Genomic DNA, 14,299 nt, shown 5'->3' with positions numbered 1-14,299 from the left:
ATGGTCTGTCCTTCTGTCGGTATCGGCTTGGGAACGTCTTGTTAACGGTCCGAGGTTTCCCAACGCGGATTGATCCAGGGCTGCTTGTTAGATGGGGCCAACGGCACCTTCCCGAGGATATGGTCAGAGGCCTTCTCGCCGACCATGATCGAGGGGCCGTTCAGGTTCCCGTTCGGAATGCGGGGGAAGATCGAGCTGTCCGCGAGCCGGAGTCCCTCGACCCCGATGACCCGGCATTCCGGGTCGACCACGGCCATTGGGTCGTCCGTGGCGCCCATCCGGCAGGTGCCGCTTGGATGATAGGCGCTTTCGACGGCCTCGCGGATGAATTCGTCAAGTTGCTCGTCGCTCGCCACATCGTCTCCGGGGGAGATCTCCCGGCCACGATAGGGCGTGAAGGCATCCTGCCCGAAGATATTCCGGGTCAGCCGGATGCAGTGCCTGAAGTCCGCCCAGTCATCCTCATGGCTCATATAGTTGAACTGGATCACCGGCGCGTCATACGGATCGGCGGAGCGCAGGGTGACGGTACCGCGCGACTTAGAGCGCATCGGGCCGACATGGGCCTGGAAGCCATGGCTCTTGGCCGGCGCCTTGCCGTCATAGCGGATCGCGACCGGCAGGAAGTGATACTGGATGTCCGGATATTCGACGCCCGGCTTGGAGCGCAGGAAGGCGGCGCTTTCGAAATGGTTGGTGGCGCCGAGACCGCTCTTGAAGAGCAGCCATTCGAGCCCGATCAGGCCCTTGGAGAACAGGTTCAGCTTCGAATAAAGGCTGATCGGCTGGGTGCATTCCTGCTGGATATAGAGCTCGAGATGGTCCTGCAGGTTGGCGCCGACGCCGGGGCGGTCTGCCAGCACTTCAATGCCGTGACCGGCGAGTTCGTCCGCCGGGCCAATGCCTGAGAGTTTCAGCAGTTTCGGCGAGTTGATCGAGGAGGCGGCGAGGATCACTTCACGGTTCGCGGTGATGGTCTCGATTGAGCTGCCACGCGCGATCTCGATCCCGGTGGCGCGTTTGCCGTCGAAGAGGACACGGCGGGCAAGGCCGCTCACCATGGTCAGGTTAGGGCGCTTCAGGGCCGGTTTCAGATAAGCATTGGCGGCGGACCAGCGGCGGCCGTTATGGACCGTCATCTCCATCGGCCCGAAGCCCTCCTGCTTCTCGCCGTTATAGTCTTCCGTCATCTCGAACCCGGCCTGCTGTCCGGCCTCGACGAAAGCGTGATAAAGCGGGTTCTTGCGGGGGCCGCGGGTGACATGCAGCGGGCCATTAGTGCCGCGCCAGCCGTCCTGCCCGCCATGGCTTGTTTCCATGCGCTCGAAATAGGGAAGCACGTTCTTGTATGCCCAGCCTGTGGCGCCTTGTTCTTCCCAATTATCGTAATCCCGGGCGTGGCCGCGGACATAGACCATGCCGTTGATCGATGAGGAGCCACCGATCACCTTGCCGCGCGGGCAAGCCAGGCGGCGGCCGCCGAGATGCGGTTCCGGCTCGCTTTCGTAGCCCCAGTCGTAACGGCTCATGTTCATCGGATAGGACAGGGCGGCCGGCATCTGAATGAAGGGGCCGACATCGGTGCCGCCATATTCCACGACGAGGACCGAGTGCTTGCCATCGGCTGAGAGCCGGTCGGCCATCACAGCGCCGGCGGAGCCGGAGCCGACGATCACGAAATCTGCTTGCATGGGCTTCATTCACCGCGCGGGAAGCGCGCGGCCTCCTCAAGGGTGTTGAGATCCATGTGGTTGCGCATGTAACGCTCGGACGCTTTTTGCAGCGGCTGGAAATCCCACGGATAGTAGGAGCCGTTGCGTAAGGCTTCGTAAACAACCCAGCGGCGTGCCTGGCTGTCCCGGACCTCGCGGTCGAATTGCGCCATGTCCCAGCGTTCCCGCATCTCAGCCTCGAAGGCGGCGAGGGTCTCGGCATGGGCGGGATCTGTAGCGAGGTTCGTCAACTCGTCCGGATCTGCTTCGAGATCGAAAAGCTGCGGCGGGTCGAGTTCGCAGTGATTGAACTTGAAGCGGCCACGCCGGATCGAGATCAGCGGGGCATAGGAGCCTTCGGCCGCATATTCGATCAGGACCGGGGAAGTGCGTTCACCGCCTTCGATCAAAGGCTTCAGGGACTCTCCGTCCGTCCACGGCGCGACCTCGGACAGGTCAACGCCCGCGATATCGGCAAGGGTCGGTGTGATGTCGATGCTCGAGACCGGAGCGGTAACAGTACGGCCCTCGATGCCAGGTCCCGCGATCATCATCGGCACGCGGGCGGAGCCTTCGAAGAAGCTCATCTTGAACCAGAGCCCGCGCTCTCCAAGCATATCGCCGTGATCGGAGCAGAAGACAATCACGGTATCTTCGTCCATCCGGCAACGCTTCAGGGTATCCAGCAGCGTCGCGATCTTGTCGTCCAGATAGGAGATGTTCGCGTAATAGGCCTGGCGGGAGCGGCGGACATCTTCGTCGGTGATGTCGAAATTCTTGTAATCGTTGGCGAGGTAGAGTCGCTGGCTATGGGCGTCCTGATCCTCGAACGGCACGGCCCCGACGCGCGGCTCCAACTCCGGGCAGTCTTCGTAGAGATCCCAGTATTTCCGGCGGGCGACATAGGGGTCGTGCGGATGGGTGAAGCTGACCGTCAGGCACCATGGGCGCTCATCGCCGCCGCGGGAAAGCTGGTAGAGCTTCTGTTCCGCGTTGAAGGCGACCTCGTCGTCATATTCCATCTGGTTCGAGATCTCGGCGACGCCCGCGCCGGTGACCGATCCGAGATTGTGATACCACCAGTCGATCCGTTCGCCGGGCTTGCGGTAATCGGGGGTCCAGCCGAAATCGGCGGGATAAATGTCCGTCGTCAGCCTCTCCTCGAAGCCGTGCAACTGGTCCGGCCCGACAAAGTGCATCTTGCCGGAGAGGCAGGTGTAATACCCGGCCCGGCGCAGGTGATGAGCGTAGCTCGGGATGTCGGACGTGAACTCGGCCGCATTGTCGTAGACGCCTGTCCGGGACGGCAGACGGCCGGACATGAAGGCAGCACGGCCGGGCGCGCAAAGCGGGCTGCCCGTATAGGAATTCCTGAACCGGACGGATCGTGCCGCAAGTGCCTTCAAAGCGGGCGCATGCAGGAAATCCGCCGGGCCGTCCGGGAACAGGGTTCCGTTCAACTGGTCGACCATCAGGATCAGGATATTGGGCTGCTTCGTCACGTCTTCCCCCCGGCAGTGAGTTGCGCATCGATATAATCTTCGGTCAGCCTGATCGCGGCGGCGCGGTCCGGATCGCTGTCCAGCAGCGCGTGCCGGAGATAGAGGCCGTCGATCAACGCGGCTGTCCCTTCGGCGATGTGTTGGGCATGTTCCCGGTCCGTTAGTTGTGTCAGTGCGTGCTGCAGGTTGCTGCGCAGACGCCTTGCATAGACGGAGAGGACGCGGCGCGCCTCGTCCATGCTCTGGGCTTTCACATAGAAGCTGAGCCAGGCCGAGATGGTTGCAGGCCGGAACTGGTCGGAAGCGAAGTTCGCCTGGATGATGCCTGAGAGGCGTTCCCGTGGCGTTTTAGAGGCGCGCAGTGCCGCGACGATCTCAACCGAAAGCTCACTCAGCAGATGCCGCATGGTGGCGACGATCAGCTGATCCTTGCTGCCGAAATAATGATGCGCGAGTGCGGCCGAGACGCCCGCCTGACGGGCGATCTCGCTCATCGTTACCTCGAAGGATCCGCGTGCGTGAATAGCCTCGATCGCGGCATTGATCAGGGCTTTGCGGCGGATCGGTTCCATTCCGATTTTGGGCATGGGCGGCAGGTCCTTTCGGGCCCGACCGTATTTTTGATTGACTGCTCAATCAATAAAAATCTTGCACAGGATTTGCTATAATGTTTGCTTGTTCCGATAAGTAACGGGGGCAATCCAAACAGGGAGCATCAATCATGCTGAAATCCAAAACTGCATTCGCCGTCGCCTTGGCGGCCGGAATCATGTCATCCGGCGCCGCGATGGCCGACAATCACTGCTCGACCGTGCGCTTCTCCGATGTCGGCTGGACCGATATCACCGCGACGACTGCTGCGACCACGACGGTACTCGAAGCGATGGGCTACGAGACTGACGTAAAAGTACTTTCCGTTCCGGTGACCTATGCGTCACTGAAGAACAAGGACATCGATGTCTTTCTCGGCAACTGGATGCCGACCATGGAAGGCGATATCGCGAAGTATCGCGACGAGGGCTCTGTGGAAACTGTTGGCGTTAATCTCTATGGCGCGAAATACACCCTCGCCGTGCCGCAATATGCCTATGACGCTGGCCTGAAGAGCTTCGCCGACATTGCCAAGTTCAAGGACAAGTTGGACGGCAAGATCTACGGTATCGAGCCGGGTAATGACGGCAACCGCCTGATCCTCGACATGATCGAGAAAGATGCCTTCGGCCTGAAAGGCTTCGACGTGGTCGAATCTTCCGAGCAGGGCATGCTCGCCCAGGTCGCTCGCGCGGTGAAGAAGGAAGAGCCGGTGGTGTTCCTGGGCTGGGAGCCGCACCCGATGAATGCCAATTTCGAGATGGCATATCTCGCCGGTGGTGACGATTACTTCGGCCCGGATCTCGGCGGCGCGTCGGTTCTGACCAACATCCGTGCCGGCTATGGCAAGGAATGCCCGAATGTCGGACGCCTGCTCGACAACCTGATGTTCTCTCTCCGCATGGAGAACGAGATCATGGGCGCGATCCTGAACGATGGCGAAGAGCCGCAGGATGCCGCGAAAGCCTGGCTGAAGGCCAATGCCGGTATCCTCGACGCATGGCTTTCCGGCGTGACGACGGTGGACGGCAAGGCCGCGCTTCCGGCCGTGCGCAAGGCACTTGGCCTTTAAGGCATAATATTTCGGACAGGGGCGGCATCCGTGCCGCCTCTCGTCACTTGCGTCAAAGAACGACGGCAGGGCGGGGGAGCTTTCCGTGGATTGGCTGACCGATAATAAACTTCCGGTCGGGAAGGCGGCGAGAGTCTTCGTCGACTGGCTGACCGATCATGGTGCCTGGTTCTTCGACGGACTTGCCGCCGGTCTTGAATTCATGATCGACGGCATCCTCTGGGTGCTGCAGGCGCCGCACCCGTTGCTGGCCGTCGTCATCGTTGCCGGCATCGCCTATGCGGTGCGCCGGACGATCACTTTTCCGCTGCTCGTCGCTGTCGGCCTGCTGCTGATCATCAATCAGGGCTATTGGGAAGAAACCACGGAGACGGTGGCCCTGGTGCTCGCGTCGTCTGTCGTCTGTATGGGAGCCGGTGTGCCGCTTGGTATTGCTGCTGCCCGGCGCCCTTGGCTGTTCTCCGCCATGCGGCCCGTTCTCGACCTGATGCAGACCATCCCGACCTTTGTCTACCTGATCCCGGCGCTGATCCTGTTCGGGCTCGGCATGGTGCCGGGGCTGATCGCCACGGTGATCTTCGCTATCCCGGCGCCGATCCGGTTGACCCATCTCGGCATCTCCTCGACACCGAAAATGCTGATCGAGGCTGGGCAGGCTTTCGGGGCGACGCGCACGCAGTTGCTCTGGAAGGTGGAGCTGCCCTATGCCCTGCCGCAGATCATGGCGGGCCTGACCCAGACCATCATGCTGTCGCTCTCCATGGTCGTGATCGCGGCGCTGGTCGGGGCCGACGGGCTTGGCGTGCCGACATTGCGCGCCCTCAATCAGGTGAATATCGCCAAGGGTTTCGAGGTTGGCCTCGCCATTGTGGTGATCGCCATCATTCTTGACCGGATGTTCCGCGGACGCGGGGAGGATGGCAAATGACCACGCCCGCGGTACGTTTCGACAAGGTGAATATCGTCTTCGGCAAGCGGCCCGAGGAGGCGTTGCCTCTGATGGACCGCGGCATGGACCGGTCCGAGATCGAGACCGAGACCGGCCAGATCCTCGGTGTGCATGATTGCAGCCTGACGGTCGATCCGGGCGAGATCGTCGTCATCATGGGGCTGTCCGGCTCCGGCAAATCGACCCTGCTGCGGGCTGTCAATGGGCTCAACCCCGTGGTGCGCGGTGCCGTTTGGGTGAATGACGGTGAGCAGGAAATCGATGCGGCCAGTGCGGACGAGGCAACCTTGCGCCGACTCCGCACAGAGCACGTCACCATGGTGTTCCAGAATTTCGCCCTGCTGCCCTGGCGCACGGTGGCGGAGAACGTTGGACTTGGGTTGGAGCTCTCGGGTGTCGGAAAGGCGGAACGGGCCAAGCGTGTGACCAAGCAGCTTGCCTTGGTCGGTCTCACCGAGTGGGCCGACCGCAAGGTGCATGAGCTTTCGGGCGGCATGCAGCAGCGTGTCGGCCTCGCCCGGGCCTTCGCGACCGAGGCACCGGTGCTACTGATGGACGAGCCGTTTTCCGCGCTCGACCCGCTGATCCGGGCCAAGCTGCAGGACGAGTTGCTGGAACTGCAATCACAACTCCAGCGCACTATCATCTTCGTCAGCCACGATCTGGACGAGGCCCTGAAGCTCGGCTCGAAGGTCGCGATCATGGAGGGCGGGCGCATTGTCCAGTGCGGAACGCCGCATGAGATCGTGATGAACCCGGCGAACGCCTATGTGGCCGAATTCGTCTCTCACATGAACCCGCTGAACGTGTTGCGTGCGGATTCAGTGATGGCGCCGGTTCCGGACGGCACAACATTGCCCGAGGGCGCACTGGATATCGGTTCTGGCGTGCTTGCGAGTGGCACCGTGCCGGTTGCAGCGCCCGACACGCCAATGGCGGACCTGTTGCGCTGCCGGCTGCAAACCGGAGAGACCATCATCGTCGTGGCTGACGGAAAACCCGTCGGCAGGATCGGGGACGCCGAAATCTATTCCTCTCTCCTCAAGGAATAGGGTACGACTCACAAAACATGAACTAAAGTGCAGGAGGAAGCGCGTGTCGGATAAGGGCATCGTGATTGTCGGGGCCAGCCACGGCGGCGTTCAGTTGGCAGCCAGTCTGAGGGAAAAGGGCTATGAAGGCCCTTTGACCATGCTGACGTCCGAGCCGGACCTTCCTTATCAGAAACCGCCGCTTTCCAAGGGCTATATTAAAGAGCCCGACCCGAAGCCGACACCGCTCCGGCCCGAGAAATTCTATACGGACCGTTCCATCGATCTGCGCCTTGGGACGACGGCGACCGCGCTTGACCTGAGCGGTGGCGAAGTCCGGCTGGCGGACGGCTCCGCCATTGCCTGTTCCAAGATTGCACTGGCGGTGGGCTCCCGGCCCCGGAGAATCCCGGTGCCGAACATCGATGCGCCGGGCGTGCTGGAACTCCGGACCTATCAGGACAGCCAAGCGATCAAGGCCGGGTTCAATGCGGCCGAGTCCGTACTGGTCATTGGCGGCGGTTTCATCGGTCTTGAAATCGCAGCAACGGCGGCTGTCCTCGGCAAGCGGGTGACCGTGCTGGAAGCCGAAGAACGGCTGATGGCCCGTGCGGTTTCGCCTGCGGTCTCCGCCTATTTCTTCGGCTACCTGACTGCTCTTGGAGCTGATATCCGCCTGAATGCTCGGGTTTCCGGTATTCGGCTGTCCGGCAATGGGACCGCGGCTGGCGCCGATCTCGCGGACGGCACCGCTATTGACGCCGATTGCGTGATCTCCGGAACCGGCGTGCTGCCTTGCACCGAGCTTGCCGAAGCGGCTGGCCTTGCCATCGAGAACGGCATTGCCGTCGGGCCGACCATGCTTTCCTCCGTGCCGGAGGTGGCCTCGATCGGCGACTGCGCCAGCTATGTGCATTGGCAGGTTGGGCGCCGCGTCCGTCTCGAATCCGTGCAGAATGCGGTGGACCAGGCGAAAACGGCGGCAGCGGCTTTGCTGGGTGAAGCGGAACCTTATCATGAGGTGCCGTGGTTCTGGTCCGATCAAGCCGAGGCGAAGTTGCAGATTGCGGGGCTTTCGGACGGGACCGAGACGGCAGTGCTGCGCGGCGATCCGGAAAGCGGCTCTTTTTCTGCCTTCCTGTTTGCCGACGGCAAGCTGCGGTGTGTCGAGTCGGTCAACAAGGCTGGCGATCACGCACTCGGACGTCGGCTGTTGGCGCTGAATGCGGGCCTGACGCCGGAGCAGGCGGCAGATCCGGATTTTGACCTGCGCGGGTTGATGAAGCGCGCTCGTTCCTGACGCTCCGGCTCGTTCCTGGCGTTAAACCGACCCTTGACGCGCTTTTCCCGCGGCGGGGAACCAAGCAGCCCTTGGCAATAGTGGGCCTTCGGACAGCAATTTAGGTATTCCATGGCATAAAGTGTGTGGTATACCAGAACCCACGCACCCTGTTTCGGGGTTATTCTCTATTGGTCGAACGGCAGGGAAATCTGCATGCCGGGGAAATCTGCATGAATGAGTCTTCAGCGTTGATGGTGACGCCAATCGCGGCCGAAGTGAGTCTCAAGGACAAGACTTACGCGGCTCTGAAAGACGGCATCGTCTCGATGAACATCTACGATCCGGACGCCAATCTGCGGCTCGACGAGCGGCAGTTGTCGGAGCAGCTCGGGATCAGCAGGACGCCTCTGCGTGAAGCATTGGCCCGGTTGGCGCAGGAAGGGCTGGTCGATATCCAGCCTCGGCGCGGTGTGTTCATCGTCCGCAAGACCAAGGCCGAGATCATCGAGATGATCAAGGTTTGGGCCGCGCTCGAAGGCATGGCGGCGCGGCAGGCTGCGGAGATAGCTTCCGATGCGGAAATCCAGCAGTTGCGCCGTATCTTCCAGGAAACAGAAAAAGGCCGGCTGGAAATCGACGAGTATTCGAGCCGCAATATCGAATTCCATCAGGCAATCCTGAAGCTCGGCCACTCGCCGCTGATTCTGGATATGACAGACAAGATCTTCCTGCATGTCCGCGCCATCCGCGTCCGGACCATAGGGGAGCAGGACCGGATTGCCCGGTCGATGCAGGACCACATGCATATCGTCGAGGCAATCGAGGCCCGTGACGGGGAGTTGGCGGAGCGTCTGGTCAAGGACCATGCGCTCGCGCTCGCCAAGCATGTCGCTAACAACGTGAACTATCTCGGATAACCAAAGATCAAGCGGCGGTGCGCATTTAAACGACCGCCAATAAAAAGGGAGCCTGACTATGAGCGATACCGCTACCGATACCCTGAAGGAAAAAGACCGCTCCGGCGAAGTCGTATCCGGTGGCCATTTGGTCGCGAAAGCCCTGAAGAACGAGGGCGTGGACACCATTTTCACGCTCTGCGGCGGGCATATCATCGATATCTATGACGGCTGCGTCGATGAAGGCATCCGTATTGTCGACTTCCGGCACGAGCAGGTCGCGGCCCATGCCGCCGACGGTTACGCTCGTCAGACCGGCAAGCTCGGCTGCCTCGTCACCACGGCTGGTCCCGGCTGCACCAATGCGATGACAGGTGTCGCCACGGCATTCCGCTCGGAAAGCCCGATGCTGCATATTGGCGGACAGGGCGCGCTGACCCAGCACAAGATGGGCTCGTTGCAGGATCTTCCCCATGTCGACATCATGGCGCCGATCACCAAGTTCTCCGCCGGTGTCCGCTCCACGGAACGTGCGGGCGACATGGTCTCGATGGCGGCTCGCGAGTGTTTCGCCGGTGCCTACGGCCCCTCATATCTTGAAATTCCGCGCGACGTGCTGGACCGCGAAGTGCCGCTGTCCAGCGCTGTTATCCCGGAGCCGGGCAAGTACCGCGCCTCGGTCAAGTCCATTGGCGACCCGGCCGATATCGAGCGTCTGGCCGACCTGATCGTCAAGGCGGAACGTCCGGCCATCCTCGTCGGCTCCCAGGTCTGGATGAGCCGCGGCCATCAGGCGGCGATCGATCTGGTCAAGGACCTGAACATCGCCTGCTACATGAACGGTGGCGCCCGCGGCATGCTCCCGCAGACGGACAGCCATTATTACAACCGGACCCGTCGTCTCGCCTTCCAGAAGGCGGACCTGCTGCTGATCGTCGGCACGCCGTTCGATTTCCGCATGGGTTACGGCAAGCGGATCCGGGAAGATCTGACGCTGGTGCAGATCGATCAGTCTTACAGCACTGTCGGCAAGAACCGGGACGTGGATCTCGGCATCGCCGGCGATCCGGGTGCGATCCTCAGCGCCGTACACGCGGCCATCAAGGGCCGGGTCGATAATGGCTCCAAGGGCCGTGACGGCTGGCTGAAGGAACTGCGCGCGGCCGAAGAGGCGGCAACCGAAAAGCTGATGCCGCTGTTCCTGTCCGACCAGTCCCCGATCCATCCCTACCGGGTGGCGTGGGAGCTGAACGAGTTCCTGACCGAAAAAACGGTTTATATCGGTGACGGTGGCGACGTGGTGACGATCTCCGCGCAGGCCGTTGCACCGAAAGGACCGGGTAACTGGATGGATCCGGGCGCGCTTGGCTCACTCGGTGTCGGCACCGGCTTCGCCATCGCGGCGGGGCTTGCCAATCCGGAGAAGGAAATCCTCTGCTATTACGGCGATGGTTCCTTCGGCATGACCGCCTTCGACATGGAGACCGCGAACCGGTTCGGTGTGCCCTATATCGCCGTCATCGGTAACAACTCCTCGATGAACCAGATCCGCTACGGCCAGATCGCGAAATACGGCGATCAGCGCGGCAATGTCGGCAACAAGCTCGGCGATGTGCCGTTCTCCAAGTTTGCTGAAATGCTGGGTGGTCACGGCGAAGAGGTGCATGAGGCGAACCAGATCCAGCCGGCTCTGCTACGCGCCCGCGAAGCGGTGAAAACCAGCGGCAAGTCCGCGGTCGTCAACATCTGGGTCGATCCGAACGAGTACGCGCCGGGTACCAAAAACCAGACCATGTACAAATAAGCGGAAGGGCGTGCCGGGTCTCCGGCGCGCCCTTTTTCCGTTAAATCCGGTAAGAGGGAAGAGAAAGACAATGAGCGAAGCGTTGAAAGGTGTCCGCATTCTGGACATGACGCATGTGCAGTCGGGCCCGACTTGCACCCAGTTGCTGGCATGGTTCGGTGCCGATGTGATCAAGGTCGAGCGCCCGGGTGTCGGTGACATTACCCGTGGCCAGCTCCGCGACCTGCCGGATGCCGACAGCCTGTATTTTACCATGCTGAACAGCAACAAGCGCAGCGTCACGCTCAACACCAAGACTGACAAGGGTAAGGAAATCCTGACCCGCCTCATCGAAGAATGCGATGTGATGGTGGAGAACTTTGCGCCCGGCGCGCTCGACCGTATGGGCTTCACCTGGGAGCGCATCCAGGAGATCAACCCGCGCATCGTCTATGCCAGCATCAAGGGCTTTGGCCCGGGCGCGTTCGAAGACTGCAAAGTTTACGAGAATGTTGCCCAGTGTACTGGCGGCTCGGCTTCCACCACCGGTTTCGAGGATGGTCCGCCGACCGTTACCGGCTCCCAGATCGGTGACAGCGGAACCGGCCTGCATCTGGCGCTCGGCATCGTTACTGCGCTCTATCACCGGACCAATTCCGGCAAGGGCCAGCGGGTCGAATGCGCAATGCAGGACGGCGTGCTCAATCTCTGCCGCGTGAAATTGCGCGATCAGCAGCGCCTGGAACACGGTCCGCTGAAGGAATATCCGCAATATCCGAACGGTGAGTTCGGCGAGGCTGTGCCGCGGGCCGGTAATGCCTCCGGTGGCGGGCAGCCGGGTTGGGCTGTGCAGACCAAGGGCGGCGGTCCGAACGATTATATCTATGTCATCATCCAGCCTCCGGGCTGGGCGCCGCTGATGAAAACCATCGGCCGCGAGGAGCTGATCGAGGACCCGGAATGGGCCACACCGGAAGTGCGCCTGCCGAAACTCGACAAGTGCTTCGCCATGATCGAGGAATGGACAAAGACCAAGAACAAGTTCGAGGTCATGGAAACGCTGAACGCGCTCAATGTGCCGTGCGGCCCGATCCTCTCCATGAAGGAGTTGGCCGAAGATCAGTCGCTGCGTGCGACCGGTACGGTGGTCGAAGTGCCGCACCCCCATCGCGGCACCTACCTTACCGTCGGCAATCCGATTAAGCTTTCCGCGTCGCCGGCAAAGGTGGAACGTTCGCCGCTCTTGGGCGAGCATACCGACGAAATTCTGACGGCGGTGCTCGGCATGTCGTCCGAAGACGTGGCAGCAGCCAAGGCAGAAGGCGCCGTCTAGGCCGATCCGGCCGCAACGATATCGGGGACGGCGCCGGCTTGTTGAAGCCGGCGCCGTTTTCATAAGAAAGACAGGAATGAGGGTAGGGGCATGAAGGTTTGTATTTACGGCGCTGGCGCGATCGGGGGTTATCTCGGCGCGGAACTCGCCCAGGTGGATGGCGTCGAGGTTTCGCTGATCGCGCGTGGCGCGCATCTGGCGGCGATCAAGGAGAACGGCCTTAAACTCCTGATCGGTGAGGAGGAGCGCGTCGCAAAAGTCACCGCGACGGACAATCCGGCGGAGCTCGGCCCGCAGGATTACGTGATCGTCGCGCTGAAGACGCATCAGGCCTGGGACGTGGCCGACCAGATGGTGCCGCTGCTCGGCCCGGACACCGCTGTTGTGACCTGCCAGAATGGTGTGCCCTGGTGGTACTTCTTTGGCGTCAACAGTGCCTATCAGAACCTGCGGTTGAATTCTGTCGATCCGGATGATCGGCAATGGGATTTGATTGGCCCGCAGCGCGCAATCGGTTGCGTCGTCTACCCGGCAACCGAGATTGCAGCTCCCGGCGTCGTCAAGCACACCTATGGCAACAAGTTTGCTCTCGGCGAGCCGGACGGCAGCATGTCCGAACGCGCAGCACGCCTCAGCCAGGCGTTGCAAGAGGCGGGCTTCAAAGCTCCGGTTCTGCCAAATATCCGGGACGAGATCTGGCTGAAGCTCTGGGGCAATCTCTGCTTCAATCCGATCAGCGCGCTCACCCGTGCGACACTCGATGTGGTGGCAACCGATCCCGGCACCCGTGCTCTGTCACGGGCGATGATGGAAGAGGCACAGCGCATCGGCGCCCGTCTCGGCGTGCATTTCCGGGTCGACGTCGAACGCCGGATCAACGGAGCGGCCAAAGTCGGTGCGCACCGCACCTCGATGCTGCAGGATCTTGAAAAAGGCCGGCAGCTTGAGGTGGATGCACTGCTGACGGCGGTACAGGAAATGGGACGGCTGGTTGATTTGCAGACGCCGCATATCGACTCCGTGCTGGCTCTGATACAACAGCTGGGGCGGACGCAAGGTCTCTATCCGGTTTTCCCGGAAGATTCCGGCAGCCCAGAATCGCTTGTTGTTGATTGAACCGGAGTAATTTTCTGATGACGGACTCGACGCTTCCGGCGGACATGAACGTGGTCGAGATCAGCGAGCCCGGCGCACCGGAGGTTCTGGTGCCGGGCAGGCGCCCGGTGCCGGAAGCGGCGCCGGGGGAGGTGCTGGTCCAGGTCGCCTATGCCGGAGTGAACGGCCCGGACCTCGTGCAGCGTCGGGGCCACTACCCGCCGCCGAAAGGCGCGTCGGACCTGCTCGGCCTGGAGATTTCCGGCAAGGTTGTCGCGGTTGGCGGCAGTGTGGGTAACTGGGCCGTTGGCGATATGGTCTGTGCCCTGACCAACGGCGGCGGTTATGCCGATTACTGCGCCGTCGATGCACGGCACTGTCTGCCGCTGCCGCACGGTTTCAATCTGCTTGAAGCGGCGTCGGTGCCGGAGACCTACTTCACCATTTGGTCGAATGTCTTCATGGGCGCGAAACTGTCGCGGGGTGAAGTCTTTCTGGTGCATGGCGGTGCCGGCGGTCTCGGCACGACCTCGATCCAGCTGGCCAAGGCGATTGGCGCGACGGTGGTCGCTGTCGACAGCCCGGCGGAGCGCTGCAAGGTGTGCCGCGATCTTGGCGCAGACCTCACGGTGGATTTCCGCGAGGAGGATTTTGTCGAGATCATCCGTGGCGAATACAAAGGCGCGGATGTCATCCTCGATATCATCGGCGGCGAGAATATCGCCAGGAACATCAAGGCTTCGAAGCCGGACGGACGGATCGTTCAGCTCGCCTTCAACAAGGGCTCCAAGGTCGAGGTCGACCTGATGCCGGTGATGTTGAAGCGGCTGACCTATACGGGGTCCACACTGCGTTCCCGGACACCGGAGAACAAGGCGGAGATCCGCGACAGCCTAGCCATCAATGTCTGGCCGATGTTCGACGATGGCAAGCTGAAGCCGGTGGTAAGCAAGACTTTTCCGCTCGCCGAAGCCGCTGCCGCCCATACCTTCATGGAAAGCGCAGGGCACAGCGGCAAGATCATGCTGGAGGTCTGCGGGGACCTTTAGGGAG

At 61.7% G+C, this 14,299-nt stretch carries 12 protein-coding genes; 9 read left to right on the top strand and 3 right to left on the bottom strand.

Annotated elements, in window-relative coordinates; genetic code table 11:
- Positions 1-41: 41 nt before the first annotated feature.
- From betA to betI, 3 genes are read right to left on the bottom strand one after another with little or no spacing between them, the layout of a single operon-like run.
- Positions 42-1,691 (bottom strand): choline dehydrogenase, encoded by a 1,650-nt coding sequence (gene betA, locus VOI22_RS08350; RefSeq protein WP_323796048.1) that lies wholly within the window; start codon positions 1,689-1,691, stop codon positions 42-44.
- A gap of 5 nt (positions 1,692-1,696) precedes the next feature.
- Positions 1,697-3,214 carry a choline-sulfatase gene (gene betC / locus VOI22_RS08345; protein ID WP_323796047.1) on the bottom strand — a complete coding sequence of 506 codons (1,518 nt, stop codon included), beginning with the start codon at positions 3,212-3,214 and terminating at the stop codon, positions 1,697-1,699.
- On the bottom strand, positions 3,211-3,801 hold the full coding sequence (gene betI / locus VOI22_RS08340; protein ID WP_323796046.1) for a transcriptional regulator BetI: 591 nt from the start codon (positions 3,799-3,801) through the stop codon (positions 3,211-3,213). The genes betC and betI overlap by 4 nt, the downstream gene beginning before the upstream one ends.
- Positions 3,802-3,935: 134 nt before the next feature.
- On the opposite strand from betI, the gene VOI22_RS08335 reads away from it, so the two are divergent.
- The 9 genes from VOI22_RS08335 (at position 3,936) to VOI22_RS08295 (ending at position 14,295) form a co-directional block, all read left to right on the top strand.
- On the top strand, positions 3,936-4,877 hold the full coding sequence (locus VOI22_RS08335) for a choline ABC transporter substrate-binding protein (protein ID WP_323796045.1): 942 nt from the start codon (positions 3,936-3,938) through the stop codon (positions 4,875-4,877).
- An 85-nt stretch (positions 4,878-4,962) separates the two neighbouring features.
- A complete protein-coding gene (choW, locus tag VOI22_RS08330; RefSeq protein ID WP_323796044.1) occupies positions 4,963-5,805 on the top strand; it encodes a choline ABC transporter permease subunit in 843 nt (280 codons plus the stop codon).
- Positions 5,802-6,878 carry a choline ABC transporter ATP-binding protein gene (gene choV / locus VOI22_RS08325; RefSeq protein ID WP_323796043.1) on the top strand — a complete coding sequence of 359 codons (1,077 nt, stop codon included), beginning with the start codon at positions 5,802-5,804 and terminating at the stop codon, positions 6,876-6,878. The genes choW and choV overlap by 4 nt, the downstream gene beginning before the upstream one ends.
- A gap of 43 nt (positions 6,879-6,921) precedes the next feature.
- Positions 6,922-8,157, top strand: coding sequence for an NAD(P)/FAD-dependent oxidoreductase (locus VOI22_RS08320; protein ID WP_323796042.1), 1,236 nt, complete (start codon positions 6,922-6,924; stop codon positions 8,155-8,157).
- A gap of 212 nt (positions 8,158-8,369) precedes the next feature.
- Positions 8,370-9,056 (top strand): GntR family transcriptional regulator, encoded by a 687-nt coding sequence (locus VOI22_RS08315; protein WP_323796041.1) that lies wholly within the window; start codon positions 8,370-8,372, stop codon positions 9,054-9,056.
- A 58-nt stretch (positions 9,057-9,114) separates the two neighbouring features.
- Positions 9,115-10,839, top strand: coding sequence for a thiamine pyrophosphate-binding protein (locus tag VOI22_RS08310; RefSeq protein ID WP_323796040.1), 1,725 nt, complete (start codon positions 9,115-9,117; stop codon positions 10,837-10,839).
- A 70-nt stretch (positions 10,840-10,909) separates the two neighbouring features.
- On the top strand, positions 10,910-12,151 hold the full coding sequence (gene frc, locus VOI22_RS08305; RefSeq protein WP_028464531.1) for a formyl-CoA transferase: 1,242 nt from the start codon (positions 10,910-10,912) through the stop codon (positions 12,149-12,151).
- Positions 12,152-12,241: 90 nt separating this feature from the next.
- Entirely contained in the window at positions 12,242-13,267 is a 1,026-nt protein-coding gene (locus VOI22_RS08300; RefSeq protein ID WP_323796039.1) for a 2-dehydropantoate 2-reductase, read from the top strand.
- 17 nt (positions 13,268-13,284) lie between these two features.
- Positions 13,285-14,295: an NAD(P)H-quinone oxidoreductase gene (locus VOI22_RS08295; protein WP_323796038.1), complete on the top strand. Its 1,011-nt coding sequence runs from the start codon at positions 13,285-13,287 to the stop codon at positions 14,293-14,295.
- Positions 14,296-14,299: the final 4 nt, after the last annotated feature.

Origin of the sequence: Nisaea sp., assembly GCF_034670185.1 — a bacterium.
GTDB lineage: Bacteria > Pseudomonadota > Alphaproteobacteria > Thalassobaculales > Thalassobaculaceae > Nisaea.
The sequence above is the reverse complement of the archived record's forward strand: the minus strand, read 5'-3'. Positions and strand labels throughout refer to the sequence as shown.

Coding starts and splice junctions, on each gene's coding strand:
- choV (WP_323796043.1), top strand. CDS start 5,802: ATGACCACGCCCGCGGTACGTTTCGACAAGGTGAATATCGTCTTCGGC.
- VOI22_RS08315 (WP_323796041.1), top strand. CDS start 8,370: ATGAATGAGTCTTCAGCGTTGATGGTGACGCCAATCGCGGCCGAAGTG.
- VOI22_RS08310 (WP_323796040.1), top strand. CDS start 9,115: ATGAGCGATACCGCTACCGATACCCTGAAGGAAAAAGACCGCTCCGGC.
- betA (WP_323796048.1), bottom strand. CDS start 1,691: ATGCAAGCAGATTTCGTGATCGTCGGCTCCGGCTCCGCCGGCGCTGTG.
- VOI22_RS08295 (WP_323796038.1), top strand. CDS start 13,285: ATGACGGACTCGACGCTTCCGGCGGACATGAACGTGGTCGAGATCAGC.
- frc (WP_028464531.1), top strand. CDS start 10,910: ATGAGCGAAGCGTTGAAAGGTGTCCGCATTCTGGACATGACGCATGTG.
- VOI22_RS08300 (WP_323796039.1), top strand. CDS start 12,242: ATGAAGGTTTGTATTTACGGCGCTGGCGCGATCGGGGGTTATCTCGGC.
- betI (WP_323796046.1), bottom strand. CDS start 3,801: ATGCCCAAAATCGGAATGGAACCGATCCGCCGCAAAGCCCTGATCAAT.
- VOI22_RS08335 (WP_323796045.1), top strand. CDS start 3,936: ATGCTGAAATCCAAAACTGCATTCGCCGTCGCCTTGGCGGCCGGAATC.